Source organism: Actinoallomurus rhizosphaericola, from assembly GCF_024055675.1.
In the GTDB taxonomy this organism is placed as follows: domain Bacteria; phylum Actinomycetota; class Actinomycetes; order Streptosporangiales; family Streptosporangiaceae; genus Actinoallomurus; species Actinoallomurus soli.
On the sequence record NZ_JAMXMW010000005.1, the window covers coordinates 76214 to 102163 of the forward strand.

Annotated in this window: 26 protein-coding genes; 18 read left to right on the top strand and 8 right to left on the bottom strand. The window is 71.9% G+C overall.

Features of this window, described 5'->3' with window-relative positions:
- Nucleotides 1-74: 74 nt before the first annotated feature.
- The gene (locus NE234_RS13855; RefSeq protein WP_252779387.1) at nucleotides 75-1001 is read left to right on the top strand and encodes a proline dehydrogenase family protein; all 927 of its coding nucleotides are present in this window, start codon (nucleotides 75-77) and stop codon (nucleotides 999-1001) included.
- A 207-nt stretch (nucleotides 1002-1208) separates the two neighbouring features.
- On the opposite strand, the gene NE234_RS13860 is transcribed toward NE234_RS13855, so the two are convergent.
- On the bottom strand, nucleotides 1209-4514 hold the full coding sequence (locus NE234_RS13860; RefSeq protein WP_252779388.1) for a S8 family peptidase: 3306 nt from the start codon (nucleotides 4512-4514) through the stop codon (nucleotides 1209-1211).
- 158 nt (nucleotides 4515-4672) lie between these two features.
- On the opposite strand from NE234_RS13860, the gene proC reads away from it, so the two are divergent.
- Nucleotides 4673-5467 (top strand): pyrroline-5-carboxylate reductase, encoded by a 795-nt coding sequence (proC, locus tag NE234_RS13865; RefSeq protein ID WP_252780971.1) that lies wholly within the window; start codon nucleotides 4673-4675, stop codon nucleotides 5465-5467.
- A 79-nt stretch (nucleotides 5468-5546) separates the two neighbouring features.
- On the opposite strand, the gene NE234_RS13870 is transcribed toward proC, so the two are convergent.
- Complete coding sequence (locus tag NE234_RS13870) at nucleotides 5547-6737, bottom strand: ROK family protein (protein ID WP_252779389.1); 1191 nt, start codon at nucleotides 6735-6737, stop codon at nucleotides 5547-5549.
- 114 nt (nucleotides 6738-6851) lie between these two features.
- On the opposite strand from NE234_RS13870, the gene NE234_RS13875 reads away from it, so the two are divergent.
- From NE234_RS13875 to NE234_RS13900, 6 genes are all read left to right on the top strand, one after another.
- Entirely contained in the window at nucleotides 6852-7904 is a 1053-nt protein-coding gene (locus tag NE234_RS13875; protein ID WP_252779390.1) for an SIS domain-containing protein, read from the top strand.
- On the top strand, nucleotides 7901-8794 hold the full coding sequence (locus tag NE234_RS13880; protein WP_252779391.1) for an N-acetylglucosamine kinase: 894 nt from the start codon (nucleotides 7901-7903) through the stop codon (nucleotides 8792-8794). Before NE234_RS13875 ends, NE234_RS13880 begins: the two co-directional genes overlap by 4 nt.
- A gap of 23 nt (nucleotides 8795-8817) precedes the next feature.
- Nucleotides 8818-9753 carry an ABC transporter substrate-binding protein gene (locus tag NE234_RS13885; protein ID WP_252779392.1) on the top strand — a complete coding sequence of 312 codons (936 nt, stop codon included), beginning with the start codon at nucleotides 8818-8820 and terminating at the stop codon, nucleotides 9751-9753.
- Nucleotides 9754-9757: 4 nt separating this feature from the next.
- Nucleotides 9758-10720, top strand: coding sequence for an amino acid ABC transporter permease (locus NE234_RS13890; protein WP_252779393.1), 963 nt, complete (start codon nucleotides 9758-9760; stop codon nucleotides 10718-10720).
- Nucleotides 10717-11481, top strand: a complete 765-nt coding sequence (locus tag NE234_RS13895) for an amino acid ABC transporter ATP-binding protein (protein ID WP_252779394.1) — start codon at nucleotides 10717-10719, stop codon at nucleotides 11479-11481. Before NE234_RS13890 ends, NE234_RS13895 begins: the two co-directional genes overlap by 4 nt.
- A 61-nt stretch (nucleotides 11482-11542) precedes the next feature.
- Nucleotides 11543-11980 carry a hypothetical protein gene (locus tag NE234_RS13900; protein ID WP_252779395.1) on the top strand — a complete coding sequence of 146 codons (438 nt, stop codon included), beginning with the start codon at nucleotides 11543-11545 and terminating at the stop codon, nucleotides 11978-11980.
- A 50-nt stretch (nucleotides 11981-12030) separates the two neighbouring features.
- Here NE234_RS13900 and NE234_RS13905 read toward each other — a convergent pair whose 3' ends face one another.
- Complete coding sequence (locus tag NE234_RS13905; RefSeq protein ID WP_252779396.1) at nucleotides 12031-12930, bottom strand: DNA-3-methyladenine glycosylase family protein; 900 nt, start codon at nucleotides 12928-12930, stop codon at nucleotides 12031-12033.
- A 190-nt stretch (nucleotides 12931-13120) separates the two neighbouring features.
- Here NE234_RS13905 and trpS point away from each other — a divergent pair, with 190 nt between their 5' ends.
- A complete protein-coding gene (trpS, locus tag NE234_RS13910) occupies nucleotides 13121-14104 on the top strand; it encodes a tryptophan--tRNA ligase (protein WP_252779397.1) in 984 nt (327 codons plus the stop codon).
- Nucleotides 14105-14152: 48 nt separating this feature from the next.
- On the opposite strand, the gene NE234_RS13915 is transcribed toward trpS, so the two are convergent.
- Nucleotides 14153-15160, bottom strand: a complete 1008-nt coding sequence (locus NE234_RS13915) for an alpha/beta hydrolase (protein WP_252779398.1) — start codon at nucleotides 15158-15160, stop codon at nucleotides 14153-14155.
- Between the two features lie 127 nt (nucleotides 15161-15287).
- Here NE234_RS13915 and NE234_RS13920 point away from each other — a divergent pair, with 127 nt between their 5' ends.
- A complete protein-coding gene (locus NE234_RS13920; RefSeq protein WP_252779399.1) occupies nucleotides 15288-15962 on the top strand; it encodes a FadR/GntR family transcriptional regulator in 675 nt (224 codons plus the stop codon).
- Entirely contained in the window at nucleotides 15959-17143 is a 1185-nt protein-coding gene (locus NE234_RS13925; RefSeq protein ID WP_252779400.1) for a CynX/NimT family MFS transporter, read from the top strand. The genes NE234_RS13920 and NE234_RS13925 overlap by 4 nt, the downstream gene beginning before the upstream one ends.
- Before the next feature lie 37 nt (nucleotides 17144-17180).
- On the opposite strand, the gene NE234_RS13930 is transcribed toward NE234_RS13925, so the two are convergent.
- A complete protein-coding gene (locus NE234_RS13930; protein ID WP_252779401.1) occupies nucleotides 17181-17354 on the bottom strand; it encodes a DUF1272 domain-containing protein in 174 nt (57 codons plus the stop codon).
- Between the two features lie 81 nt (nucleotides 17355-17435).
- Between NE234_RS13930 and NE234_RS13935 the strand changes: the two genes are divergently transcribed.
- The 7 genes from NE234_RS13935 (at nucleotide 17436) to NE234_RS13965 (ending at nucleotide 23000) form a co-directional block, all read left to right on the top strand.
- Complete coding sequence (locus NE234_RS13935; protein WP_252780972.1) at nucleotides 17436-18575, top strand: acetoin utilization protein AcuC; 1140 nt, start codon at nucleotides 17436-17438, stop codon at nucleotides 18573-18575.
- The gene (locus tag NE234_RS13940; protein WP_252779402.1) at nucleotides 18572-19387 is read left to right on the top strand and encodes a phosphatase; all 816 of its coding nucleotides are present in this window, start codon (nucleotides 18572-18574) and stop codon (nucleotides 19385-19387) included. Before NE234_RS13935 ends, NE234_RS13940 begins: the two co-directional genes overlap by 4 nt.
- 108 nt (nucleotides 19388-19495) lie before the next feature.
- Nucleotides 19496-19699, top strand: coding sequence for a helix-turn-helix domain-containing protein (locus NE234_RS13945; protein ID WP_187233448.1), 204 nt, complete (start codon nucleotides 19496-19498; stop codon nucleotides 19697-19699).
- Between the two features lie 158 nt (nucleotides 19700-19857).
- Nucleotides 19858-19956, top strand: coding sequence for a 30S ribosomal protein bS22 (locus NE234_RS13950; protein WP_018654693.1), 99 nt, complete (start codon nucleotides 19858-19860; stop codon nucleotides 19954-19956).
- Nucleotides 19957-20081: 125 nt separating this feature from the next.
- Nucleotides 20082-21044 carry an NAD-dependent epimerase/dehydratase family protein gene (locus NE234_RS13955; RefSeq protein WP_252779403.1) on the top strand — a complete coding sequence of 321 codons (963 nt, stop codon included), beginning with the start codon at nucleotides 20082-20084 and terminating at the stop codon, nucleotides 21042-21044.
- Nucleotides 21045-21054: 10 nt separating this feature from the next.
- The gene (locus tag NE234_RS13960; protein WP_252779404.1) at nucleotides 21055-21984 is read left to right on the top strand and encodes a lysophospholipid acyltransferase family protein; all 930 of its coding nucleotides are present in this window, start codon (nucleotides 21055-21057) and stop codon (nucleotides 21982-21984) included.
- A 44-nt stretch (nucleotides 21985-22028) separates the two neighbouring features.
- Nucleotides 22029-23000 (top strand): aldo/keto reductase, encoded by a 972-nt coding sequence (locus NE234_RS13965; RefSeq protein ID WP_252779405.1) that lies wholly within the window; start codon nucleotides 22029-22031, stop codon nucleotides 22998-23000.
- 87 nt (nucleotides 23001-23087) lie between these two features.
- Here the strand turns inward: NE234_RS13965 and NE234_RS13970 are convergent, their stop codons facing one another.
- The 3 genes from NE234_RS13970 to NE234_RS13980 form a co-directional block, all read right to left on the bottom strand.
- Nucleotides 23088-24212: a methyltransferase domain-containing protein gene (locus NE234_RS13970; protein ID WP_252779406.1), complete on the bottom strand. Its 1125-nt coding sequence runs from the start codon at nucleotides 24210-24212 to the stop codon at nucleotides 23088-23090.
- Nucleotides 24213-24223: 11 nt separating this feature from the next.
- Entirely contained in the window at nucleotides 24224-25114 is an 891-nt protein-coding gene (locus NE234_RS13975) for a radical SAM protein (protein ID WP_252779407.1), read from the bottom strand.
- A gap of 251 nt (nucleotides 25115-25365) precedes the next feature.
- Nucleotides 25366-25887 carry an ATP-binding protein gene (locus NE234_RS13980; RefSeq protein ID WP_252779408.1) on the bottom strand — a complete coding sequence of 174 codons (522 nt, stop codon included), beginning with the start codon at nucleotides 25885-25887 and terminating at the stop codon, nucleotides 25366-25368.
- Nucleotides 25888-25950: the final 63 nt, after the last annotated feature.

Consider the following 25950-nt stretch of genomic DNA (forward strand, 5'->3'; position numbering starts at 1 on the left):
GACCAGGGCCGTCACGGCTGGCATAGCCTGATGGGCGATCGGGACAGTGTGGTCCCTTGGGGAGAGGGGGAAGCTTGCTCCGTCAGGCTCTCTTGGCCGCCTCACACAGCAGCGGCGTACGCCGGGTCGTCGAGACCGCGCCGTACAGCAGAAGCGTCGTTCGCAGGTTCGTCGCGGGGGAGGCCGCCGCCGACGTCCTGACCACCACCGACCGGCTGATCTCCGACGGCCTGCTGGTCACCATCGACCACCTCGGCGAGGACACCGTCGAGGCCGTCCAGGCCAAGGCGATCACCACCGAGTACGAACGGCTCCTGGAGCGACTCGCCGAGGCCGGGTACGGCCCCCGCGCCGAGGTGTCGGTCAAGCTGACCGCGCTCGGCCAGCTGCTCGACGGCGGCGAGCGCACGGCGCTGGAGAACGCCCGGCGCGTCTGCGCGGCCGCCCGCCAGGCGAACACCACCGTGACCCTCGACATGGAGGACCACACCAGGGTCGACTCGACGCTGCGCATCCTGAAGGAGCTGCGGCAGGACTTCCCCGAGACCGGGGCGGTCATCCAGGCGTACCTCCGCCGCGCCGAGGAGTACTGCGCCGACCTCGCCTACGAAGGGTCGCGGGTACGCCTGTGCAAGGGCGCCTACAACGCCCCGGACTCGGTCGCGTTCACCGGCAAGGACGCCGTGGACAAGTCCTACGTGCGGTGCATGCGGGTGCTGATGGCCGGGCGCGGCTACCCGATGCTGGCCACGCACGACCCGCGGCTGATCGAGATCGCCGGTGCGCTCGCGATCCTCAATGAGCGCTCCCCGGACGGCTTCGAGTACCAGATGCTGTACGGCATCCGTCCGAACGAGCAGCGGCGCCTGACCGAGCTCGGCGGGCAGGTGCGCGTCTACGTTCCCTACGGCCGGGAGTGGTACGGCTACCTCATGCGGCGGCTGGCCGAGCGCCCGGCCAACGTCGGCTTCTTCCTGAGGTCCCTGGCCTCCAGGTCCTGAGACGGGTAAGGGCGAACCGCCCCGGCCAGGGTGGGATAACGCGCACACGCGGGAGGTGCGGGCCGGGGCGGTTCGCCGTACCCGGGGCCCGAAAGCCCCGAGGCCCCCTTAGTACTTGTCCGATAGACCGGTTTCGGTTCCCGGCCGGCCGTTCACGATGGCCGCCCGGGAACGGGCGGCCGCTCACGGCGGCCGCCCGAGGGGCGGTCAGCCGCCGGTGTAGGCGCGGATGATCGTCTGGTCGATCCTGCCGCCGGCGTCGTCGGTGGCCTGGACGCGCAGGGACACGGCCTGGCCCTTCGCCGCCGCAGGCAGCTTGGCGGTGTACCTCCCGCCGCTTCCGCTCACGGTGGCGGCCTGCCAGGTCGTGCCGTCGTCGAGGGAGGTCCACAGCTTCAGGCCGGTGACCTTCGCGGCGGCCGCTCCCTTGACGCGGGTGACGGTGAAGGTCGCGGTGTCGCCGTTCGGGTGGTTCAGCACGTCCAGCGGCAGCGCGTAGTCCACCGTCAGCAGCGGCACCCGCTCCTCACCCGGCTTCGAGCGGAACGTCCACGTCGTCGAGGTCTTCGTCGACACCGGGATCCACTTCGACACGTCGAGGTCGTAGACGAGCCGGTAGGTGCCCGCCCTGGCCGGAACGCCGAAGTCGCCGTAGGGACGCGTGGTGGTCCCGGCGAGCCTCCCGTCCGCGTACAGCCGCATCGTGCGCGACGTCGAGCTCTCCCACACGGGATCGCCGGGCAGGCAGTCGAAGCCGTCCGGCAGGTCCTGCAGGTCGACCATCTGGACGTGGATGTTCCCCCGGGCCCGGGTCGTCGGCGCCGGTTGGCAGCCGCTCGCCGACGGATCCGTCGCCGAGTACGGGCCCGGCCGGAGCGGCTGGCGGAACCAGTCGTTCGTGTAGGTCCGCCCGGCCTCGTAGCGCCGGATCGGCACCTCCGTCACCCAGCCGTATTCGCCGAGGTCGTTGCGGAACGCCTCGTCGCTCCACTGGACGCCGGTCTCGCCGGACACGTAGTCGGTCCGCGTCGAGCCCGCGGGAACGTCGCTGGACGCCTCGTTCACCAGGAAGCCGGCCGGAGAGACGCCGTACCGCTTCTCGGTGTCCGGGTGGGAGGTGTCGCCGGCCAGGGCGTCGAAGCGCTCGTCGATCCGCGCGAGGTCCTTGGGGACGGCCGTGTAGTCCACCGTCGTGGGAACCCCGGAGCCGAGGTCGTGGAGGATGTCGTAGACCGTTTTCCCGCCGTCGGTCAGCCGGCCGAAGGCGTACGCGTGGAACGTACCGGTCCGCGCGGGATCGATCGGCGTGCTGTACACGGCGGGAGAGCCTTCGAACGCCAGCACGCCGGTGCCCCAGACCTGGTTCCCGACGCCGCGTTCGGCCATGAGGCCCTGGACGGCCTCCGGGTCGGCCGTCGTGCCGGGCGCCGACAGCCGTACGGGCCGGGCGCGGGAGCCGTCGAGCGTCACGGTGGTGTCGGCGTCCACGGTGACGTCGGGGTTGCCGACGAACGCGGATCGCGCCGCGCCCTCCGTGGTGTCGTCCACGCTGCCGAACAGGGAGTAGTGGCCGGCCGGCACGGTGACGCGCGCGACGCCGTCGGCGGAGATCTCCGCGGAGTCGTCGTACAGGTTCGGATCGTCGTTGTTCACGATCCCGACGTAGCCGCCGAGCGCCCCGTCGGGGGTGCCCGGGATCGGGGTGGCCTTCAGCGTCAGGGTGTGGGTCTCCGGCTCGGCGGTCGCGCCGACCGGGACGCGGAGGGCGACGCCGTCCGCCGTCGCGGTGACCGCGCCGCTGTAGTGACCCGCCGTCGTCAGCCGGCCGGGGTCGAGCGTCAGCGTGACGGACGCCGATCCACCGGCCGGGACGCTGACCGTCGCGGGCAGGCTCAGCGCGCCGACGCTCTCGCCCTGCGGGGTGGCGAGGTGGCCGGCGAGCTTCAGCGTGACGGCGGCCGATCCGGTGTTCGTCCAGCCCAGCTGCTGGGTGAGGGCCCCGGTCGACCCGTGCGGGATCGCTCCGAACGAGACGCCCGGACGGTCGCCGACGACGGTCGCCCCGACCGCCGCGCCGACGTCGAGCCGGCCCGCGCCCGTCTCGTACACCGTTCCCGACGCCTCGTGCGCGGTGGTCACCAGCGCGGCCTTCAGCTGCGCCGGCGTCCAGGACGGGTGGCTCTGCAGCAGGTCGGCCGCCGCCCCGGCGACGTGCGGGGTGGCCATGGAGGTGCCGCTCGCGGAGGTGTACCGCGCGTCGACGACGTTGCCCATCGCCGTGCCCGCGGCGCGGGCCGCGACGATGTCCACACCGGGGGCGGAGATCTCCGGCTTCATCAGCGCGCCGCCGCGGCTGGAGAAGCCGGCGACCTTGTCGTTCCCGTCGACGGCGCCGACGGTGAGCGCCGACGGGGCGACGCCGGGCGACTCGATGCTGTCGGGGAGCCCGTCGTTCCCGGCCGCGACGACGAACAGGGTCTTGTCCTGGGCCGTGAGCTCCTCGACGGCCTTGGCGGTCGGGTCGTTCGCCGGGTCGTCGGTCCAGCCGCCCAGGCTCATGCTGACGATCCTGGCCTTGGGAGCGGCCCACTCCATGCCGGCGATGACGTCGGAGTCCCGGCCGCCGCCGTCGTCACCGAGCACCTTCCCGATGAGGAGGTCGGCGTCGGGGGCGACACCCTTGCGTTCGCCGTGGGCGGCGGCGCCGGTCCCGGCGATCGTCGCCGCGACGTGCGTGCCGTGCCCGACCCGGTCGACGGTGTCGGCGCTGTCGCTGAAGTTCTGCTGCTCGGCGATCCGCCCCTGGAGGTCCGGGTGGGTGGCGTCGACGCCGGTGTCGAGAACGGCGACCTTGACGCCCTTCCCGGTCGCGCCGGCCCTCCAGGCGGCAGGGGCGCCGATCTGGTCGAGGTTGTGGTCGAGCGCCTGCGCGTGGACCTTGCGGTCGAGCCAGATGTGCTGGACGTCCCCGGCCAGCGCGCTGCGGGCCAGCGCGGGTCCCTTCGCCCGCGGCTGGCGGACCGCGGTGGCGCCGATGCTGCGGAGGCTCCGGCCGCCGGCCGCGAGCGCCTTCACCCCGCCGCCGCTCTTGACGATCAGCGGCAGCCCGGTGCTCGCGGCGTCGTCGTCACCGTCCTTGATCAGCGTGGTGACGTCGAAGAGCGCCGGATCGTAGACCTTTCCGATCTTCGAGACGACGTCCTGGGGGACCACCCGGACGGTCCCGTCCGGCCGGATGTCCTTGACGAACGGGATGTTCTTCCGGCCCGCTCCGGGTTGCACCGAGACGAGGGGCGGGCGGTTGGCGACGGTCTGCACCCGGACGACGTCCCCGGTGAGCAGGGTCACCGTCCAGGACCTGCCGGAGGGGAGCTCGGCCGTCGCGGGCTTCGCCGTCGCGGGCCCGGCCGTCTTCCGTGGCTGGGGGGCGGTCGCGGCGTGCGCGGTGGCGGGGACGCCGGCGGCCACGACTCCGGCGAGTGTGATCACCACACTCGCTCTGGGTCTTCTCATGCGGACTCTCGATCCTCATGGACAACAGCGGTCACAAGGAATTCACCGAAGAGGCCGAGATCTTTCCGGCCCGGGAGGAGTTCTCCGGCGGCCGCAGGTCAGGGAGCGGCCGGGGCGGACGGCTCGGTACGCTTCGGGGAGACGGGAGGCTGGAGACGATGATCGCGATTCTCGGTGCCGGCAAGATGGGCGAGGCGCTGCTGTCCGGAGTGCTGCGGGCCGGGCGCAAGCCGGCCGAGCTGCTGGTCACGACGCGGCGTGAGGAGCGCGGAGCCCTGCTGCGGGAGCGGTACGGCGTCCAGGTCGTCACCAACGCCGAGGCCGCCGCGACGGCGGACACCCTCGTCCTCGCCGTCAAGCCCCAGGACATGGGCACGCTGCTGGGGGAGCTGCGGGATCACGTCCCGGCGGGCCGGCTCGTCATCTCGATGGCCGCCGGCATCCCCACCGCGTTCGTCGAGGAGCGCCTGCCCGAGGGCGTCGCGGTCGTCCGCGTCATGTCGAACACCCCCGTCCACGTCGACGAGGCGATGAGCGTCATCTCCGCCGGCACGCACGCCGGAGAGGAGCACCTGAAGCTGACCGAGGAGCTGCTGAGCCCGGTCGGCAAGGTGCTGCGCATCCCCGAGTCGCTGCAGGACGCCGCGACCGCCCTGTCCGGCAGCGGCCCCGCGTACTTCTACTACCTCGTCGAGGCGATGGTCGACGCGGGCATCCTGCTCGGCATGCCGCGCGCGGCCGCCCTCGAGATGGTGATCCAGTCGGCGGTGGGGGCGGCCATCATGCTGCGCGACTCCGGCGACCACCCGGTCATGCTCCGCGAGGCGGTCACCTCGCCCGCCGGGACGACGATCTCGGCCATCCGCGAGCTGGAGCGCCACGGCGTACGCGCCGCCGTGATCGAGGCCATCGAGGCCGCCCGCGACCGCGGCCGCGAACTCGGCGCCGGCTGACCGCCGTACCGGCCGGCCGAGCCCGCCGTGACATCGCGCGAGACCGCGCGGGCAGCACGGCGGGATCGATGCGCCGGCCTCAGGCGGTGACGACCGAGGGGCGCTCGACCAGCGGTGAGTGATAGCCGTCCAGGATCGAGCCCAGCGCGTAGTCGCCGGTCAACAGCGCGGCGCCTTCGAGGGTCGCGTCGTCGCCGAGTTCGGTGACGGTGACCGCGATCTCCTGGCCGAGGTCGCGCAGCGCCGCGCCCACACCCGGCAGCAGCTGCGGATTCTTGCCGACCCCGCCGCCGAGCACGACGAGACCGGGATCGAGGATCGCGGCGACGGCGGCGACGAGACGCCCGACCTCACCCGCGTGGTCGGCGACCTGAGCCTGAGCGGCGGCGTCACCGGCGGCGGCCGCCTCGAACAGCTGCTGGGCGGTCTCGGGCGGGGGAACGACACCCGCCCGCCGGGCCCGGTCGAGCAGGGCGTCCGAGCCGAGGTGGCGTTCGAGAGCCTCGCGTTCCGGATGAACGCCGGGAGCCCAGGGGAACGGCAGGAAGGACACTTCTCCTCCCGCGCCGGTCGCGCCGCGCAGGAGCCGGCCGCCCATCACGATTCCCAGGCCGATCCGCACGCCGATCTGCAGGTACGCGAAGTCGCCGGTGCCGCGGGCGGCGCCCTGGTGGGATTCCGCGAGGGCGGCGCAGTTGACGTTGTTCTCGAAGATGACCGGGACGCCGTCCGGCAGGCGCATGGCGGTGACGAGGTCGCGGGCGAGCCGTTCGATCGGTCGTGCGGTCCGGTCGGCGGGGGACAGGTCGAGGCCGGGCGGGATGATCCTGCCGACGGCGACCGCGACGGCGCGCAACGGGCCGTGCGCGGCCAGGCCCTCCGTGATCGCGCGGACGATGTCCCCGGCGTGCGCGGCGACGTCCTGGGCCCGGCCCTGGCGCACGGCGTGCCGCTCGCGTTTGAGGTCGTCACCCGCCAGGGACCGCGCCAGGACGTCGACGTGGGTGTTGCCGAGGTCAACGCCCAGCACCCAGCCGAGTCCCGGGCCGGGGCCGTAGACGGTCGCGGCGCGGCCGAGCGCACCCTGCGTGGTGCCGACCCGGGCGACGAACTCGCGGCGTTCGAGCTCGGCGAGGGCGGTGCCGACGGTCGGATGCGAGAGGCCGACGTCCGCCGTGAGCTGCGGCCGGGTGACCTGTCCGCGATCGACCACCTTGGCCAGCACCGCTTTGGCGGTATCGGGTAGCGGGGCCTCCGCACGCGTCGGCATCACCGAACATTCTCCCCTCTCGGGTTCCGTCTCGGAACACTCTTGACCGTACTTATTTAAGTAGATTACTTTTACAAACCATCGCAGGTCACAGCCTTAAGCAAGGAGTTCGACGTGGTCGATCGGCAGCACGCCGCCCAAGAGCGCATCCCGTACCTCGAGGCCTTCGCCGCCCAGCCCCGCCAGCTCGACAAGGCGGCCGTGTTCGTCGCCGACCGGCTCGCCGCCGGGTCCTTCGACGTGTGGCGGGCACCGCAGAGCGTGCTGCTCGCCGGGATCGGCGCCAGCCACGCGGCCCTCGCCGCACCGGTCCACGCGCTGCGCGCCCGAGGCGTCGTCGCTCAGCGGACGTCGTGCGGGGAGCTCCCGGCACACCGGAAGACGCAGCCCGCCCGTCTGGCCGACCTCTACGTCGGCGTCTCCCAGAGCGGCCGGAGCCGGGAGACGGTCCAGACCCTGCTCGACGTCGAACGGGAGGCGCGCGCCGGGGTCGCCAACTACGCGGACTCGCCGCTCGGTGACGTCTGTGACGCGCTCCTGTCATTCGGCGACCTACCCGACAGCGGGGTCTCCACCATCGGCTTCACCGGCACCCTCCTGGCGCTCGGCATGGCCGTGGAGCGCTGGACCGAAGGGGCCGTCGGAGCCGGCTGGTCCGGCCTCGGCGACCAGGTCGAGGCCGTCATGGAGGAGGCGGAGCCGGTCGTCGACGCGTTCGCCGAACAGGTCGTGGGCGTCCGCGCGGTCGACGTCGTGGGCGGAGGGCCTTCGGTGACCGCCGCGGAGGAGGGCGCTCTGCTGCTGCGGGAAGGAGTGCGCTACCCCGCCATGGGCATGGAGACCCGCTCCTACCTGCACGGGCCGATGGACAGCGCCGGTGACACCGCGCACGTCGTGCTCGGCCGGGAACGCGAGGGACTGCTGATCGACCAGCTCGCCGAGCGGACGGACAACCTCCTGTTCATCACCGACCGGGACGTTTCCACGTCCGCCGGCCGGGTGATCCGGCTGCCCGAGGTGAGCGCGTGCCGGCGGGCCATCCTCGAGATCGTCGTCCTCCAGCTGCTGCTGCGGTCGACGGCCCGGCTCCTGTCGGCCGACATCGACGAGTCGGTGTTCCGGCGGCTCGACACGAAGATCGACGCAGTACGCGAGCTGTCCGCATGACCGACGTGGTGGCGGGCTTCGACGTCGGAGCCACCAAGACGCGGCTGCGCGCCGAGACGCCGGCCGGGGAGGCGGTCGTCGACCTGACCTGGCCGAGCGGGGACTGGCGCCGGTACTCCTATCCGGTCCGGGCCAAGCGGCTGGCGGACCTGCTCGAGGAGGCGCTCGGCGCCGGATCCACCCTCGTCGCGCTGGCCGTCGGCGCCCATGGGTGCGACAGCGCCGAGCAGTGCGCCCGCTTCCAGGAGGTGCTCGCCCCGCTCGTCGACGTCCCGTGCACGGTGGTCAACGACGCCGAGCTGATCGTCCCGGCGAGCGGCCGGCCGACCGGCATCGGCCTCATCGCCGGCACCGGGTCCATCGCGGTCGGCCGGACCTCCGACGGCGAGACCCTCTACGCGGGGGGCTGGGGCTGGTTCCTCGGCGACGACGGCGGCGGCGCCGGCCTCGTACGCGAGGCGGCCCGCGCGGTGCTGCGGGCCCGCGACCGCGGGCACGACGACGACCCGCTCATCGGCCACCTGCTGCAGGCGCTGCAGCTGCCCGACACCGCGGGCATCTCGACGCGCCTCACCACCGGGACGCCGGAATGGTGGGCCGGATGCGCGCCCGTCGTGTTCGCCGCCCACCGCGACGGGTCCGCCGCGGCCCGCCACGTCATCGAGTCGGCGGGACGGGAACTCGCCGAACTGGTCCGCACCCTCGCCGATCGAGGGGCGTCCGCCGACCGCGTCGTTGCGGCCGGCGGCGTGATCGTCCACCAGCCGCCGCTCCTGGCGGCGTTCACCGCGGCGCTCGGCGACCTCGTTCCCGGGTGCCGCGTCGAGGTCCTGACCGAACCCCCCGTCAATGGAGCGGTCCGGCTGGCCCGCGCCCTGGCGACCGCCTGACACGACAGCAGGGAGACAGTGAGATGAAGACCACGGCCAGATGGCAGCGCGCCGTCCTGCCCCCGGCGGCCCTCATGGTGCTGCTGGGGGCATGCGGGAACGGACCCGCGGCGGACGGCGGATCGGCGAAGGCGGCCGCGCTCGGGCCGATGCAGGGCATCCCCACACCCGCCAAGGACGCGAAGCTGGCCGCGCTCGTGCCCACGGCGATCCGGAACAAGGGCGAGATCACCGTCGGTACCGACGCGACCCTCGCCCCGAAGGAGTTCGTCGCCGAGGACGGCAAGACCATCCAGGGCCTCGACATCGACATGGTCTATGCGGTCGCCGGGGTGCTCGGCCTGAAGGTACGGCTGCAGAACCTCAACTTCCAGAGCCTCATCCCGGCGGTGACCAACGGCAAGTTCGACATGGGGCACTCCTCCGCCGCGCCGACCCCCGAACGGGAGAAGGTCCTCGACTTCGTCACGACGGACTACTCCGGCGAGTCACTGCTCGTCCGGAAGGAGGACGCCAAGACCATCACCGGCCTCGACGACCTGTGCGGCAAGACCGTCGCCGTCGTCCAGGGATCGCTCGAACTGACCGACGCGCAGGACCAGAGCAAGAAGTGCACCCAGGCCGGCAAGCCCGCCGTGACGACCCAGGCCTTCCCGGACCAGTCGTCGGCCAACCAGTCGCTGGCCAGCAGTCGTACGCAGGTGCTGTTCGCCGACTATCCCGTCACCGCCTACCAGGCCCAGCAGTCCCACGGCACGCTCGTCACCGTCGGGCCGATCATCCGCGCCGGCCTCGAGGCGATGTTCATGAAGAAGGGCTCCGGCCTCGACAAGCCCCTCGTAGGCGCGATGAACAAGCTCATCGCCGACGGGACCTACTCCAAGATCCTCGCCAAGTGGGGGCAGCAGAAGTCCGCCCTCACCAAGTCCGTCGTCAACCCGCCGACCGAGAAGGGGTGACCCGATGAGCCTCACCGAGCAGGCGCGGGAGGTCGACGCCCCCGCCCCCGGCGACGAGATCCACGCCCGGCGCCGGCGGCAGCCCGCGAGCTGGGTCGGGGCCGCGGTCGTGGCCGTCCTCGCCGCGATGCTGGTCCACACCCTGATCCGCAACCCGCGCTACCAGTGGTCCGTGGTCGGCGACTACTTCACCTCCCGGCAGATCCTCTCCGGCCTGCTCCAGACCCTGGAACTGACGGTCCTCGCGATGCTCATCGGCGTGGTGCTCGGCACCGTGCTGGCGATCATGCGGCAGTCGCGCAACCCCATCCTCTCCGGAACCGCGTGGGGCTACATCTGGTTCTTTCGCGGCACTCCACTGCTCGTACAGGTCATCTTCTGGTACAACCTCGCGTCGCTGTACCCGCGGCTCTCCGTCGGGATCCCGTTCGGGCCCGCGTTCGCCACCGCCGACGCCAACCACCTCGTCTCGCGGCTCACCGCCGCGCTCCTCGGGCTCGGCCTCAACCAGGCCGCCTACACCGCCGAGATCGTGCGCGCCGGCATTCTGTCGGTGCCGCGCGGCCAGATCGAGGCCGCCGCGTCGCTCGGCATGACCCCGATGACCCGGATGCGGCGCATCGTCCTGCCCCAGGCGATGCGGATCATCATCCCGCCGATCGGCAACGAGACGATCGGCATGCTCAAGACCACCTCGCTCGTCAGCGTCCTGGCCATGCCCGAGCTCCTCTACAGCGCCCAGCTCATCTACTCCCGGACATACCAGACGATGCCCCTGCTCATCGTCGCCAGCATCTGGTACCTCATCGTCACCACCGTCCTCACCCTGATCCAGACCCGGATCGAGAAGCACTTCGGCCGCGGCACCGGACGGCGTCCGGACCAGGGGGCCGTACGCCGCTTCGGGAGGCGTGCGTTCACGTTCCACGGCGCGCCCCGCGTCACCGAGGGAGGCCCGACCCGATGACCGAGCCACTGGTCCGCGCCGAGCGGGTGTGGAAGCGCTTCGGCGACCACCACGTCCTGCGCGGCATCGACCTGGACGTACGGCCGGGGGAGGTCGTCTGCCTCCTCGGGCCGTCCGGGTCCGGCAAGACGACGTTCCTGCGCTGCATCAACCACCTGGAGAAGATCGACGCGGGCCGGCTGTACGTCTCCGGTGAGCTGATGGGATACCGCCGCCGCAAAGGCCGCGTCGAGGAACTGCCGGAGCGGGACGTGGCCCGCCAGCGCGCCGGCGTCGGCATGGTGTTCCAGCAGTTCAACCTCTTCTCCCACATGACGGCGCTGCAGAACGTCACCGAGGCCCCGGTCCGGGTCCAGCGGCGGGCCCGCCCGGACGCGGAGAAGCAGGCGCGCGAGCTGCTGGCCCGCGTCGGGCTGGCGGACAAGGCCGGGCACTATCCCGCCGAACTGTCCGGAGGCCAGCAGCAGCGGGTCGCGATCGCCCGGGCCATGGCGATGCGTCCCCGCCTGCTCCTGTTCGACGAGCCGACCAGCGCGCTGGACCCGGAACTCGTCGGCGAGGTCCTCGACGTGATGCGCGACCTCGCGCGCGACGGCATGACGATGGTCGTCGTCACGCACGAGATGGGCTTCGCGCGCGAGGTGGCCGACCGGGTCGTGTTCATGGACCAGGGCGTCATCGTGGAGAGCGGGGCGCCGGCGGAGGTCTTCGACGAGCCCCGGAGTCCTCGTACCCGCGCCTTCCTCGCGAACGTTCGCTGAGCCGCGCCGATTTCTCGGCCTGACGTTGAACCGGAACGGCCCCGCGAACGGTGATGCAGGTATGGGCCTGATACTTCGCCTGCTCGTCGTCGCGGGGCTCGCGGTCGACGCGTACGTTCACTTCCACCTGGCCGGGGACACGGGGTCGTCGGGCGGCGGCCTCACCGAGGGGACGCTGTTCTGGATCCAGGGGGTGCTGGCCGCGCTCGTCGCCGTGCTGGTGCTCATCCGCGCGACCCGGCTCACGTACGGGATCGCGTTCCTGGTCGCGGCCGGCGCGCTCGGCGCCGTCCTGCTCTACCGGTACGTCGACGTCGGGTCGCTCGGCCCGCTCCCGAACATGTACGAGCCGGTGTGGTACGCCGAGAAGGTCGTCACCACCGTCGCCGAGGCCGTGGCCACGGTGGCCGCCGCCTTGGGCGTAGGGCTCACACCAGCGCGAGGGGACGGCCGGCGCCGGGAATCCTCGTCGCCGACGCGACGAGAGGCCTCGGCATAGGGCGCCGGGAACACGACTGCCCACCCACCGCGCACAGACCGCCGGAGAACTCAGCGGGTGACGCGGCGGCCGCGGGCGATCTCGGCGGTCTCGGTCTCGCGCCGGGCGCGCAGCAGCAGCGCGACCCACGACCGGTAGGGCCGCCAGGCCTCGGCGATCGCCGCGAGGCGTGCCGGGCTGGGGTCGTGCAGGCCGTACTCGTGGGCCATCTCGTCATGCAGCCGTCGCTCGGAGGCCGGGAAGACGTCGGGGTGCCCCGCGCCCCGGATGAGGATCAGCTCGGCGGAGAACAGCCCGATGCCGGGAATCCGCTGCAGCTCGACGAGCGCCTGCGCGATCTCCATCGCCCGCAGCCGGCCGGCGTCCAGGTCGCCGTTCAGGGCGGCGCGGGCGATGCCGTGCAGGCGCTCGATCTTGACCGGCGGCAGCCCCGGCACGTCCGTGACGGCCAGCAGCCGCTCCGGGCCGGGGAAACTCGCCACCCCGCCGACGGCGTCGCCGAGACGCTCGGCCATGCGCTGCTTGATGCCGGCCGCCTGGGCGATCCGGATGCGATGCCCGATCACGGACCAGCAGGCCGCCTCGTACGGCGAGTGGAACAGCACCGGCCGCAGCCCCGGGAACCGCTCCCGGAGCCGTACGACGTGCGGGTCGTCGAGCGCGGCGAAGCCGGTGCCGTCGACGTCCAGCGACAGGATCCGCCGGGCGTGCTCGGCGGCCGGCGCAACGTCGTCGGGATGGGCCTCGATCTCGGCGCGGACCGCGCTCCCCTCCTGCCGGAGCCGGACGCCCACGGGACGCCAGGACGGCGCGGCGGGGAAGGCGAGCGCGAGGGCGCCCCGGTGCCGCCCGGCGTCCGGCCGGCCCGCCGGCGTGAATCCCTCCAGGAACCGGATGCTCGCCGCCAGGTCGAACGGCCCCCGCACGGCGAGCGCGACAGTTTCTGCCATGACGCGATGGTCACACCCGGGTACGACGTTTCCGGGTTAAACTGATCGGCATGCGAGGATCGCTCCACAGCAGTAGCTGGTGGGCCGCCTGACGGCGGCCGACCTCCCTCGCGTACCCATTCGACGGCCGCCGCCTCGGCGGCCGTTTCTCGTGACGCCGGTGCGGTGGCCCTGTCCACAAGGAGTCACCGTGGCCCGCGTCCTCAGCCTCTTCACTCCGTCCGGCCGTCCGACGCTCGGCAACCTGCTCGGCGCGCTGCGGCCGTCCGCGCAGCGCCTGACCGCCGACGCCGCCCGCACGGACCACGTGTACGGGATCGCCGACCTGCACGCCCTCACGAGCCCGCACGACCCGGCGCTGCTGAACGACCGGGCGCTGGAGCTCGCCGGGCTCGCGGTCGCGGCCGGCATCGACCCGGAACGCTGCGTGTTCTTCCGGCAGAGCGCGGTCGCCGCGCACACCGAGCTGTCGTACCTGCTGGAGAGCACCGCGCACTACGGCGAGATGCAGCGGATGATCCAGTTCAAGGAGAAGTCGGCGCGCCATGAGGTCGTGCGCCTGTCGCTGCTCACCTACCCGGCCTTGATGGCCGCCGACATCCTGCTCTACCAGGCGACCGACGTCCCGGTCGGCGCGGACCAGTCCCAGCACCTCGAACTCGCCCGTGACCTGGCCGACCGGTTCAACCGTGAGTACGGTCCGGTGTTCACGCCGCCCCGCGCGGTCCTGCCGGCGACCGCGGCGCGCGTCATGGACCTGGCCGACCCGTCGCGGAAGATGAGCAAGTCGGTGGACTCCCCGGGAACCATCCACCTGCTCGACCCCGTCGACGTCGTACGCCGCAAGGTCATGCGGGCGGTCACCGACTCCGGCTCGGAGGTGACGTACGACCCGGCGGCCAAGCCGGGCGTGTCCAACCTGCTGGCCATCCTGTCCGCGTGCACGGACACGCCGGTCGAGGCGCTGTCGTACTCCTCGTACGGCGCGCTGAAGCGGGACACCGCCGACGCGGTGATCGCGCTGCTCGAACCGCTGCAGCAGCGGTACGCCGTCATCGCCGCCGACCGGCCCGGGCTGGAGGCGGTCCTGCGCACCGGTGCCGAGCAGGCCCGCGCCCTGGCGGCGCCGACGCTCGCCGCCGCGAAGAGCGCGATCGGACTGACGGCCGCCTGAAGGACGTCCGCCTTAAGGACCCCGCCGCCCACGGCCGGGCGGCGGGCGTCAGGCGGCTTCGGGGACCGAGCCGTGGTCGGCGTCGCGGCGGATGAAGCGCGCGGCCTCCCGCATCGCCTCGCCGGCCTCCGGGATCAGGCCGTTGAACATCTGGAACACGTGCATCTGGCCGGGCCAGACCTGCAGCTCGTAGTCGGCCCCGGCCTCGGCCAGCACCTCGGCGAACCGCTCGGCCTCGTCCCGCAGCACCTCGATCCCGCCGACCTGAATGAGGAACGGTGGCAGCTCGGCGCTCGCGCAGCTGAGGATGGACAGTCGTGGATCGTTCCAATCCCCGGTTCCCACGTACAGCCGGCCGAACCGCGTCGCGACGGCCGGGACGATGAACGGGTCCCGCCGCAGCATCGCCGAGGTCGTCGCCAGTTCGCCGGTCAGGTCGATCCAGGGGGAGAACAGCACGACCTTGCCGGGCGTCGGCAGGTCCGTACGGCACGCCTCGCCGGTCAGGGCGGCGGCGAGGTGCCCGCCGGACGAGTCGCCCACGAGGGTGATCCGCTCGGCCGGTATGCCGCGCGCCAGCAGCAGGCGGTACGCGTCCAGGGCGTCCTCGAACGCCGCCGGGAATGGGTGTTCCGGCGCCTGCCGGTAGCGGGGCACGAGCACCGGCATGCCCGTCTCCATGGCCAGCCGGGTGGTGATCACCCGATGGGTGCGCGGTGAGCAGATCGCGTACGCCCCGCCGTGCAGGTAGAGGACCACGCCGCGGCCCGCCTCGCCGCCCGGCGGCCGCAGCCACTCGCCGCGGACGGGGCGCCGGATCCGCGGCACGTCGACGCACGGGTCGCTGAACGGCTCGACGCGGACGCGGGGATCGGCGCGCAGGCAGTGCGAACCCGCGCCCAAGAGGGTGCGCCACAGCCGGATCCCGGCCGGGCCGCCCTTGACGCGGCCGGAGAAGGGGCGGATCCCCAACCGGATGGCCGCGGCCAGCGCACGGCTCTGGGAGCTGGGGATCCGCTCGTACGGCGGAAGTTCGGCTTCTGTGACGTGCGTCATGGCAACCGCCTCCTGGGCCAGGAGTCACCTGGTTAGTTAGATGCCCCACATGTCCTGTTCCTCACGTCACAAACATGTAGAGTCAAGCGAAAGATGTCTGACATCTGGCAACTGAGGGGAGACGGGCGTGTCGCTGCAGCCGGTGCGACGGGAGTCCGCCGTCGAGGCCGTGCTCGACCAGATGCACGACCAGGTCGCCTCCGGTGCCTGGGCGGTCGGTGACCGCATCCCCGGCGAGCACGAGCTCAGCGCCCGGTTGCACGTCAGCCGGCCCGCCGTGCGGGAGGCGATCCGCGCCCTGAGCCACGTCGGCGTGCTCGAGGTCCGGCGCGGCGACGGCACCTACGTGCGCAGCGCCGCCGACCCCCGGCCGCTGTTGCGCCGGGTCGAGCGGGCGTCGCTGCGGGACGTGTTCGAGGTGCAGCTCGCCTACGACGTGCAGGCGGCCAAGCTCGCCGCGCTGCGCCGTACGCCCGAGGACCTGCGGCGCCTCGAAGGGCTCCTGCGGAACCGCGACGCGGCCGAGGATCCCGCCGACTTCGGCGAGGCGGACTCCCGGTTCCACCTGGCCGTCGCCGAGACCGCGCGGAACCCGCTGCTGACCGAGGCGTTCCGGTTCTTCCGGCACCGCCTGCGCGAGTCGCTGAGCGCCGTCCGCGAGGACCGCGACCTGGCCGAGGGCGGCCCCGAGCGCCACCATGCCGTGCTGGCGGCGATCGCCGCCGGCGACGCCGAGGCGGCCGGTCGCGCCGCGTCCCGGGTCGTCGAGCCGACCCTTCGCGCGCTGGAGGATGTGCTGTGAGGCGCTACGCCGGAATCGCGTTGATCGTTCTTGTCGCGCTCAACCTGCGCCCCGCCATCGTCGCGGTCGGCCCGCTGCTCAGCCAGATCTCAGGCGACCTGCACCTGTCGGGGGCGGCGGCCGGCGCGCTGACCACGCTCCCGCTGGTGTTCTTCGGCTCGTTCGGGCTGGTGCTGCCGCTCCTGCGGCGCTCGCCGCGCGGCGAGCGCCTCCTCGTCGCCAGCATGCTCGTGCTCGTCGTCGCGCTGCTGGTCCGCGTGCTGCCCTCCACGGTCGCGCTGTTCGGTGGGGCGCTCCTCGCCGGGATCGCGATCAGCGTCGGCAACATCGCCGTCCCGTCGATCATCAAGCGGGACCATCCCCAGGCGATCATGGCGGTCACGGCGGTGTACACGATCGCCGTGACCGTCGGCGCGGCGGTCTCCTCCAGCGTCGCCGTGCCGGTCGAGCACGCCGCCAGGTCGTCCTGGCGGCTTCCCCTCGCGCTGCTGGCGATCCCCGCGGCCATCGCCGCGCTGGCCTGGCTGCCGCGGGCCCGCAGGGCGGCGGCCGGGGTGGCGGCCGCCGCGGGCTCGCGGCAGGTCTGGAGGTCCGGGCTGGCCTGGCAGGTCACCGCGTTCATGGGGATCCAGTCGCTGCTGGCCTACGTCGTCTCCGGCTGGCTGCCGACCCTCTGCCAGGACCGGGGGCTGAGCGAGACGGCGGCCGGCTACGCCCTCGGCGTCACCAGCCTCCTGCAGGCCGTCGGCGCGCTGGCCGTCCCGGTGATCGAGCGCCGGCTGCGCGACCAGCGGCCCCTCGTCGTCCTGGTCGGCGTGCTCTGCCTGATCGGCTTCGCGGGCACCGCCTGGGCCCCGATCGGCTCCGTCTGGCTGTGGATCATCGTGCTCGGGCTCGGGCAGGGCGTCGGGTTCGCCACCGCCCTGTCGTTCATCGGCCTGCGCGCCGCCGACGCGCACGTGGCGGCGCAGCTGTCGGGGATGGCGCAGGGCGTGGGCTACGTGATCGCCGCGCTGGGCCCCCTCGCCGTCGGCGCGGTGCACGACGCCACCCACGGGTGGAGCGTTCCGACGGTCATCCTGCTGGCCGTGTCGGTGATCCTCGTGCTGCCCGGCCTCGGCGCCGGCCGTACCCGCACGATCGGCGCCGAACCCGAGCCCGCCCTCGCCGGCCGCTCCTGAAGCTCACCGTCGGCTTGCGGCTTCCCGCCGCGGCGCGTCAGACGCGGGTGGGGCGGCGGACGAGCTCGCCGCCGCACACGGAGCAGACGTGGGACAGCCACCGGGTGCAGGCCCCGCAGAAGGAGTCCTCGTAACTGCAGATGTAGGCGAGGCCGTTCTGGTCCAGGGGGGCGTCGCAGCGTTCGCACGCGCCGCGCATCTCGAGCGCCATGGCCGTGCACTGTACAGGTACCGTGACCGGTGGGAGTTTTGGGCGCGGTCGGGAGGTCGAGCGGTGAGTGCCTCGTTTCGGGTGTTCTGGGACGACCGGCTGGTGACGTACGACTTCGGCGCCGAGCACCCGATGAACCCCGTCCGCGTCGAGCTGACGATGGCGCTCGCCCGTGAGCTGGGGGTGTTCGACGCGCCGCACGTGTCCGTCGAGGGATTCGAGCCGGCCGGTGACGACCTGCTGACCCTCGTCCACGACCCGGCCTACATCGAGGCGGTCCGCCGGGAGCGGCTCGACGTCGCGCGGGGCCTGGGCCTGGCCGACAACCCGGTCTTCTCTGGCATGCACGACGCGTCCGCGCTCGTCGCCGGGGCCTCGGTGGCCGCGGCGCGCGCCGTGTGGACCGGCGAGGCGGAACACGCGGCCAACATCGCCGGAGGGCTGCACCACGCCATGCACGGCGCGGCCTCGGGGTTCTGCGTCTACAACGACCCGGCGATCGCGATCGCCTGGCTGCTCGGCCAGGGCGCGGAGCGGGTCGCGTACGTCGACGTCGACGTGCACCACGGCGACGGCGTCCAGGCGGCGTTCTACGACGACCCGCGCGTCCTCACGATCAGCCTGCACGAGACGCCCCGGACGCTGTTCCCCGGCACCGGGCTGCCCAAGGAGACGGGGGCGCGGGGCACGGCGGTCAACGTCGCACTGCCGCCCGGCAGCGGTGACCGGCACTGGCTGCGCGCCTTCGACGCGGTGGTCCCGCCGCTCCTGCGGCAGTTCCGGCCGCAGGTCCTGGTCACCCAGCAGGGCTGCGACAGCCACGAGCTCGATCCCCTCGCCCACCTGACGCTGAGCGTCGACGGGCAGCGCGCCGCGTACGCCGCGCTGCACCGGCTGGCCCACGAGACGGCCGGCGGCCGCTGGGTCCTGACCGGCGGGGGCGGCTACGAGCTCGTCCACGTGGTCCCGCGTGCCTGGACCCACCTGCTCGCCGAGGCGGCGGGGCGGCCGATCCCGCCCGGCACGCCGACCCCGGAGTCCTGGCGGGAGCTCGTACGCGACCGCACGGGGCGGCGGGCGCCCGAGCGCATGACCGATGGAGCCGACACGGAGGTGCGAACGTGGGAGAGCGGCTACGACCCGGCGGATCCGGTGGACCGGGCCGTGCAGGCGACGCGGCAGGCGGTGTTCCCGGAGCACGGTCTGGACCCGATGCCGTGAGCCTCGCCGACCATCCGGTCCCGACGCGCGACGAGCTGCGCGCGCACCTGGTCCGTACGCTGATCGCCGGGGTGGTCGCGACGCCGCGCCAGGGCAACCTCCTGCACTACCGGCGGATGGCGGCGCGCAAGCCGTACTACCTGTTCGGGCTGGAGCTGGAGCAGGAGTGGGGGTTCGACCAGATCTTCGCGCTGATGGTCAAGAAATGCGGGATCAACCCTGACCCGGCGCACCTGTACGGCGACGACACGATCGACCCCGACCGGACGATCGACGCGCTGGAGGCCATGGCCGGCCGGCTCGCGCGGGCGGCGGAACGGCGGGAGACGGTGCTGCTGGCCACGGGGCATCCGGGCGGCCTGCTCCCGGTGTACCTCGCGGTGGGCCGGGCGCTGCGGGCGCGGGGCTGCCGGGTGCTGACGCCCGCGTCGGGCTGGGCGTACGAGGTGGAGACGCCGCGCGGCGCGGAGCGCCGGGTGATCCGCTACATCGAGGGCGTCGCGGCGTTGAGCGGGGGCGCGGCGCTGCACCATACGCACGACGCGGAGCCCATGCGCGCGATTTTGCGAGAAGTTTCCGGCGACGGTGGCCCCTGGCCGGATCTGGTCATGGCGGACCATGGTTGGGCCGGCGCGGCGGGCCAGGCGGGTATCGACACGGTCGGCTTCGCGGACTGTAATGACCCGGCCCTGTTCGCGGGGGAGGCGGAGGGGAAGGTCCATACGGTGGTGCCCCTGGACGACAACGTGCTCCCGGATCACTACACCGCGCTCACTGTGTATCTTTTGACACATTCGAGCCTGATTGATTGAACTCCCCTCTTGCGACTCGGGAATCACGATTTACGCTGGAGGAAAGTACACGGCCGTGATCAAAGTCACCCAAAGGTCTGACGCGCGGCGTGTGGAAGAGGGCGTCCGATGAGCTCAGGCGAGCGACCTCTGAGCGAGGTCAGGTTCCTGACTGTGGCCGAGGTGGCTGCGGTGATGCGGGTGTCCAAGATGACCGTATACCGCCTCGTTCACTCGGGAGAACTACCGGCGATTCGCGTGGGACGTTCGTTCCGCGTACCGGAGCAGGCTGTCCACGACTATCTGCGGGACGCGTACATCGAAGCGGGCTGACGCGCGCGCGATCCGCCGGAGTCACGGCGGTTTCCACGGCGCGTGGCGGCGGCCCGCGAACGATCGGCGTCGAGGCGGCGGTACCCTTGGGCACCGGGCTGTGTGCCCGCCAAGGGTGCTGATCGCCCGTCTCCTGCTGATCATCGAGTGAGGGTTCCGTGGGCTCTGTCATCAAGAAGCGTCGTAAGCGCATGGCCAAGAAGAAGCACCGTAAGCTGCTGAAGAAGACGCGCATCCAGCGTCGCAACAAGAAGTAACGCAGCCGTCCACGGATGGGGGGACACCGGTGCCGTCGACGCGTCCCTCCGCGAGCGCAGCATCAGGTTCCGGCGCGAGCCGGGTGGTCCTGGTCACCGGCGTTTCCCGGTGGCTCGGAGCACGGGTGGCCGAGGCCCTGCAGGCAGAGCCGAGCATCGAGCGGGTCATCGGCGTGGACACCGTGCCGCCCGAGGCGACCCTCGGACGCACCGAGTTCGTCCGGGTCGACATCCGCACGCCGAGCATCGCCAAGATCATAGATTCGGCGCGCGTCGACACGGTCGTGCATCTGAACCTCGTGACGATGACCGCGGCCGCGCGGATGGCGACCAAGGAAGCCAACGTCATCGGCACGATGCAGCTGCTCGCCGCCTGCCAGCGGTCCGCGGCCATGCGCAAGCTGGTGGTGCGGTCGTCGGCGGCGGTGTACGGCTCGTCGGCCCGTGACCCGGCCGTGTTCACCGAGTTGGACGAGCCCGTGGCGCCGCCGGCGCACGGCTACGCCAAGGACGCGGTCGAGGTCGAGGGGTACGTCCGCGGGCTGGCCCGGCGCCGTTCTGACCTGCTCGTCTCCGTGCTGCGCTTCGCGAACTTCCTCGGCCCGAACGTCGACAACCCGCTCAGCCGCTACTTCCACATGCCGGTGGTGGCGACCGTGCTGGGGTTCGACCCGCGCCTGCAGTTCATCCACGAGGACGACGGGATCGAGATCCTGCGCCGGATGGCCGTGGAGGACCATCCCGGCTGCTTCAACGCGGCCGGAGACGGCGTCGTGCTGCTCTCCCAGGCCCTGCGCCGGGCGGGCCGCCCGATCGTGCGGCTCCCGTCGCCCGCCGTCCAGACGCTCGGCGACGTCGGCCGCCGGTTCGGCGGGCTCAAGGGCTTCTCGCCCGAGCTGCTGCGCTGGCTGACGTACGGCCGGGTCATCGACACCACGCGCCTGACCAACGAACTGTCCTGGCGCCCCAAGTACAGCTCCGAAGAGGCCTTCGCCGACTTCGTCGACTCGCAGGGGCTCGGGCGAAGCCTGCGAGCGGGCATCTTTGACCTGGTCACCGGCGGGGTAGGGGGCTTCAGCAGGAGGTGACCGCAGTCTGATGTCCGAGGAAGCGAGAGCGGTGGTGGGTCGCGCGGCCGAGGTGATCCCACTCCACGGCGACAGGGCCGAACACCGCGCCGAACCACCCGGTGAGCTGGAGCAGAAGGTCGCGTCGGCGCTGCGCTTCGTGCGCCGCCGGATCGAGGGCGACTACCACGTCGACGAGTTCGGCTTCGACCCCGAGCTGAACGACACGCTGCTGATGCCGCTGGCCCGTCAGCTGTACGAGCGGTGGTTCCGCGTGGAGATGTTCGGGCTGGAGAACGTCCCCGACACCGGCCCCGCGCTGGTCGTCGGCAACCACTCCGGCACCCTCCCGCTGGACGGCGTCATGCTCCAGGTGGGGCTGCACGACCACCATCCGGCCAAGCGCAACCTCCGGCTCCTCGGCGCCGACCTCGTCTACCAGATCCCGGTGCTGGCCCACCTGGCGCGCAAGAGCGGGCACACCCTCGCCTGCCAGGCCGACGCCGCGCGGCTGCTGGCCAAGCGGGAGCTCGTCGGCGTGTTCCCCGAGGGGTTCAAGGGCGTCGGCAAGCCGTACAGCCAGCGGTACAAACTGCAGCGGTTCGGCCGGGGCGGGTTCGTCGCGACCGCGCTGCGCGCCCAGGTGCCGATCATCCCGGCCGCGATCGTCGGCGCGGAGGAGATCTACCCGAAGATCGCCGACCTGCGGCCGATCGCCCGGCTCTTCGGCCTGCCGTACTTCCCGGTCACGCCGACGTGGCCGATGTTCGGCCTGTTCGGCCTGGTCCCGCTGCCGTCCAAGTGGATCATCGCGTTCGGCGAGCCGATCATGACGGACGAGTACGACCCGGACCAGGCCGACGACCACATGACCGTGCTCAACCTGACCGACCAGGTCCGCGAGACCATCCAGAACATGCTCTACGACCAGCTCCGCCGCCGGGCCTCGATCTTCTTCTGATCGCATTTGACTTAGAGCGCGCTCTAAGGGGCAGCCTGGTTGCCATGGAGAAGAGAAGACTGGGCACACAGGGACTCGAAGTGTCGGCGCTCGGCCTGGGCTGCATGGGCATGACCTGGGCGTACGGTCAGGGCGACGACACCGAGTCCATCGCCACCATCCACCGGGCGCTGGAGCTCGGCTGTGACTTCTTCGACACCGCCGAGGTCTACGGCCCCTGGACCAACGAGGAGCTCCTCGGCCGGGCGCTGCGGGGCCGCCGCGACGAGGCCGTCATCGCCACGAAGTTCGGCTTCGATCTGGACGAGAACGGCGAGCGCCGGGGAGTGAACAGCCGTCCGGAGCACATCAAGGAGGTGCTGGAGCAGCAGCTGCGGCGGCTGGGCACCGACCACGTCGACCTGCTCTACCAGCACCGGGTGGACCCCGACGTGCCGATCGAGGACGTCGCCGGCGCCGTCGGCGAGCTCGTCCAGCAGGGCAAGGTCCGCTACTTCGGCCTCTCCGAGGCCGGCGCGCAGACGATCCGCCGCGCGCACGCGACCTTCCCCGTGTCGGCCCTGCAGTCGGAGTACTCGCTGTGGGAGCGGGGTCTCGAGGACGAGATCCTGCCGACCGTCTGGGAACTGGGCATCGGCCTCGTGCCGTACTCCCCGCTCGGCCGCGGCTTCCTCACCGGTGACGTGCGCCGGGCCGAGGACTACCCGGAGGACGACTACCGCCGCACCGACCCGCGCTTCCAGGGCGCCAACTACGACGCCAACGTCAAGGCCGCCGAGACCGTCCGCGAGATGGCCGCGAGCAAGGGCGTGACGGCGGGCCAGCTCGCCCTCGCCTGGCTGCTGCACCAGGGTGAGGCCGTCGTGCCGATCCCCGGCACGAAGCGCCGCGCCCGGCTGGAGGAGAACCTCGCGGCCGCCGACATCCGGCTCACCGACTCGGAACTGGCCGAACTGGAGCTGCCGGTGTCCGGTGCCAGGTACCCCGAGGCCATGCTGCGGATGGTCCGCCGCTGACCGGCCGTGCAGGTCCGAGCGCCCCGCTCCGGTGGGGTGGGGCGTTTCGGGCGTTCGTGGTCAGGCGACATCGATGCGATACCGCGCTCAGACGATGGTCGCTTGCCAGTCCCCACGGGCAAGATGGATCTTGCCCCCTTCCGGGGGGATGAACGCCTGAGCGCCGTACAAGTGGAAGTAGCCGTGACTGAGCCAGTAGTCGCGGAGTTCGTCGAGGATGTCCCACAGTCGGCGAGGGCCGCCCTGGTGGACGACCGGGGCATCGGTGCCGTGCGCGGTGGCACGAGCCCAAGACTTGTCAGCGTGCACCATCCATGCCGTGCGCGTACCATCCTCTGTCTCGTCGTAGTAGTGCGTGATGCCCGGTGCCGTGATCTCAAGCACCGACGACAGTTCCCACGCCTCGGCGACTTGGATCACCGGATACCGCCCGGTCGTCACCTCCTCGCCGTCCGCGTACTCGATCGCGGTGAACAGCTCTCCCGCGTCAGGCGGGTAGTCCGGGCATGAACGGGCTGCCATGAACCCGGCGCGGTCCCATTCGATACGTCCTTCCGCCCAGCCATCGTTCTGCTTGGTGGCCGTGAGGATCGCGGTCGTGCCCGCTATGACCGTGACGAGCCGGCCGCCCGGCCGGAGCGCGGCCATCCAGCCCGCGGGGATCGGCTTGACTGACACCGACGCGACGATCCGGTCGTAAGTGCCGGGGAGCGGACCGGTCGCATCCACGGTTTCTACTCGTGGGTGCAGACCGGTGGCGGCGAGCCGCTGGGAAGCCGCTTCGCTCAGATACGGGTCGACGTCGACGCTCGTGACCTGCGCGTCCCCGAACCGCTTCGCCAGCAATGCGCATCCGTACCCGGATCCGGTCCCGACGTCGAGGATGTCCGCGCCGTCGAACAGGCGGCCATGCCGGTACATCCGCACCATGAGGCTCGGCAGGGTCGCCGAGGACGTCGGCAGCCCTTCCGGACGGTCGTCGGGCTCAGCTGCGTCGGCATGCAGCGGGCCGAGACGAGTGACCAGCGTGCGGTCGCTGTAGGCGGCTTCGAACCACGCCGCCTCGTTGTCCGGGCCGTTCCGCAGCACGCGATTCTCCCACCATCGGGGGACGAACACATGCCGGGGAGTGGCGGCGACCGGCTCGCGCCAGCGCGATACCGGGTCGGTGACTTCGCCGGCGAGCCGTTGAGCGTGCGAGTGCCAGTCCACGTGACCGATCCTCACTTATACGCGGGATTGCATGCCGGCTTTTCCGCAGGGTGACAGTCGCCGCCGTCCACCTTCGGCCTGCAGCCTGCCTTGTCGGGACCGCACGGCTTCGGCGGCTGATCGGGCTGGAAAGGACCTCTCCGCCCTGCCCGTGGTGCAGCGATCGATTCCACGAGTTCCCGCATCGCCGGACCGGTGAGAATTTCGGCCAGCGTCCGCTCTTTGACGTTGCCCGCGCTCATCCAGCGTGACATGACGCACGGATGCACGTCGCCTTCCGGCGTGATCGCTGCGAGCCCTCTCCCGCAGTGACCGCACAGCTCTGCAGGGGTCGGGAGCATGCCGGCCGGCGCTCTGCGGCCGATGCCGCGGAGCCGGTCGGTGCCGATGCTGGTGACGCCCAGGGAACGGAGGTCGGCCTCGGCTTCGGCGGCCCGCCGGGCGTCGCCAACGTCAATGATGCCGACACGGAGGGGGATGGAGCGGCGGACGGCTTCGGCGATGTTCGCGCGGGTGCGGGCGTGACTGCCCCGGCGCTGGGTGATGGCTTCGTGCCCGGTCGGGCCCGCAGCATAGTAGCTGGTGGCCAAAGACACGCGCGTGCTGGTGAACAGGTCCCACCAGGCCGCTTTGATGGATACGAGGTTGGAGAAGATCTCCACGTTCAGGCCGGTGCCAGCTGCCTGTTCGATGAGGCGGGCGAAGTCGGGGTGGAGTGTGGGCTCGCCGCCGATGAACTGGATGGTGCGGACGCCGATCTCGGCGGCCTGGTCGATGACCTGGTACCACTCCGATGTGGTCATGGTGCCGTGGGTGCCACGGGGGCTACTGTCGGCGTAGCAGTGGGTACAGGCGAGTTGGCAGCGGCCGGTGATCTCCAGCCAGAGTAGATCGAGGTTCATCGCGTTCCTTCCTCGGTTGGGAATGTCCGTACTCGCACCGTGGCGGCTGGGCGGAATCCGCGCCATGCCCAGAGGATTCGGTGTCTGGTGGCCGCCAGGTCCGTCCCCTCTCACGGACCCGGCGGCGGTCCCGGTCCTCTCCTGCCGAGTCGTTCTGGGGCAGCCGAGAGGGTGCCGAACTTGTGCGGTCCGGCGCTGTAACGCCGGCTGCTGACTCTCTCGGCGGCCCGGCGCGCCCGGGAAGCTGCGCGTCACGTCGGCATCCCGACCTTCTCCAGCTCGGCGGGCGACAGGATGACCCCTGTCGCGGCGATCAGGACGTGGACGGTCTTGGATCGCTCGTCGTACGTCACCCAGCGCGCGGCGGCCAACTGGTCGACGATGGACAGTCCGCGGCCGTACTCGGCGAGCCGGCCGCCCCGGTCCGCGCCGGCGAGGGGCCGGTGGTCAGGGTCGGTTACGGCCAGGTGCACGTACCGATCGGTGGCGATCATTCGGATGCTGATCGGTGACATGCGGTCCGGCCACGCCCCCAGGGCGCGGGCGGCGTTGACCGCGTTGGTGACGAGCTCGCTGGTGATCAGCCCGATCTCGTAGGCGTCGAACGGCAGGCCGAACACCTCGGACGAGGCGAAAGACCGTGCCCGGGCGACTTCGCCGGGCCGCGCGCGAAGGCCGCACCATGCGGGCCGGCGGGATGCGGGCCGGTCGGCGACGACCAAGCTTTTGCTCGTGCGGACCGGTGGTGAGGGATTCTCGTCCTGTGAGTGCATCTGTCACTCCTTGATGTGCGCGGCGTCGAGGTGCTGAGCACGCTATGAGCGCTCACACGGAAG

What these genes read in the sequence shown, in the direction of transcription:
- NE234_RS13860 (WP_252779388.1), bottom strand. Translation starts at nt 4,514, where the DNA reads ATGAGAAGACCCAGAGCGAGTGTGGTGATCACACTCGCCGGAGTCGTG.
- proC (WP_252780971.1), top strand. Translation starts at nt 4,673, where the DNA reads ATGATCGCGATTCTCGGTGCCGGCAAGATGGGCGAGGCGCTGCTGTCC.
- NE234_RS13870 (WP_252779389.1), bottom strand. Translation starts at nt 6,737, where the DNA reads ATGCCGACGCGTGCGGAGGCCCCGCTACCCGATACCGCCAAAGCGGTG.
- NE234_RS13880 (WP_252779391.1), top strand. Translation starts at nt 7,901, where the DNA reads ATGACCGACGTGGTGGCGGGCTTCGACGTCGGAGCCACCAAGACGCGG.
- NE234_RS13885 (WP_252779392.1), top strand. Translation starts at nt 8,818, where the DNA reads ATGAAGACCACGGCCAGATGGCAGCGCGCCGTCCTGCCCCCGGCGGCC.
- NE234_RS13890 (WP_252779393.1), top strand. Translation starts at nt 9,758, where the DNA reads ATGAGCCTCACCGAGCAGGCGCGGGAGGTCGACGCCCCCGCCCCCGGC.
- NE234_RS13895 (WP_252779394.1), top strand. Translation starts at nt 10,717, where the DNA reads ATGACCGAGCCACTGGTCCGCGCCGAGCGGGTGTGGAAGCGCTTCGGC.
- NE234_RS13900 (WP_252779395.1), top strand. Translation starts at nt 11,543, where the DNA reads ATGGGCCTGATACTTCGCCTGCTCGTCGTCGCGGGGCTCGCGGTCGAC.
- NE234_RS13905 (WP_252779396.1), bottom strand. Translation starts at nt 12,930, where the DNA reads ATGGCAGAAACTGTCGCGCTCGCCGTGCGGGGGCCGTTCGACCTGGCG.
- NE234_RS13915 (WP_252779398.1), bottom strand. Translation starts at nt 15,160, where the DNA reads ATGACGCACGTCACAGAAGCCGAACTTCCGCCGTACGAGCGGATCCCC.
- NE234_RS13930 (WP_252779401.1), bottom strand. Translation starts at nt 17,354, where the DNA reads ATGGCGCTCGAGATGCGCGGCGCGTGCGAACGCTGCGACGCCCCCCTG.
- NE234_RS13945 (WP_187233448.1), top strand. Translation starts at nt 19,496, where the DNA reads ATGAGCTCAGGCGAGCGACCTCTGAGCGAGGTCAGGTTCCTGACTGTG.
- NE234_RS13960 (WP_252779404.1), top strand. Translation starts at nt 21,055, where the DNA reads ATGTCCGAGGAAGCGAGAGCGGTGGTGGGTCGCGCGGCCGAGGTGATC.
- NE234_RS13965 (WP_252779405.1), top strand. Translation starts at nt 22,029, where the DNA reads ATGGAGAAGAGAAGACTGGGCACACAGGGACTCGAAGTGTCGGCGCTC.
- NE234_RS13975 (WP_252779407.1), bottom strand. Translation starts at nt 25,114, where the DNA reads ATGAACCTCGATCTACTCTGGCTGGAGATCACCGGCCGCTGCCAACTC.
- NE234_RS13980 (WP_252779408.1), bottom strand. Translation starts at nt 25,887, where the DNA reads ATGCACTCACAGGACGAGAATCCCTCACCACCGGTCCGCACGAGCAAA.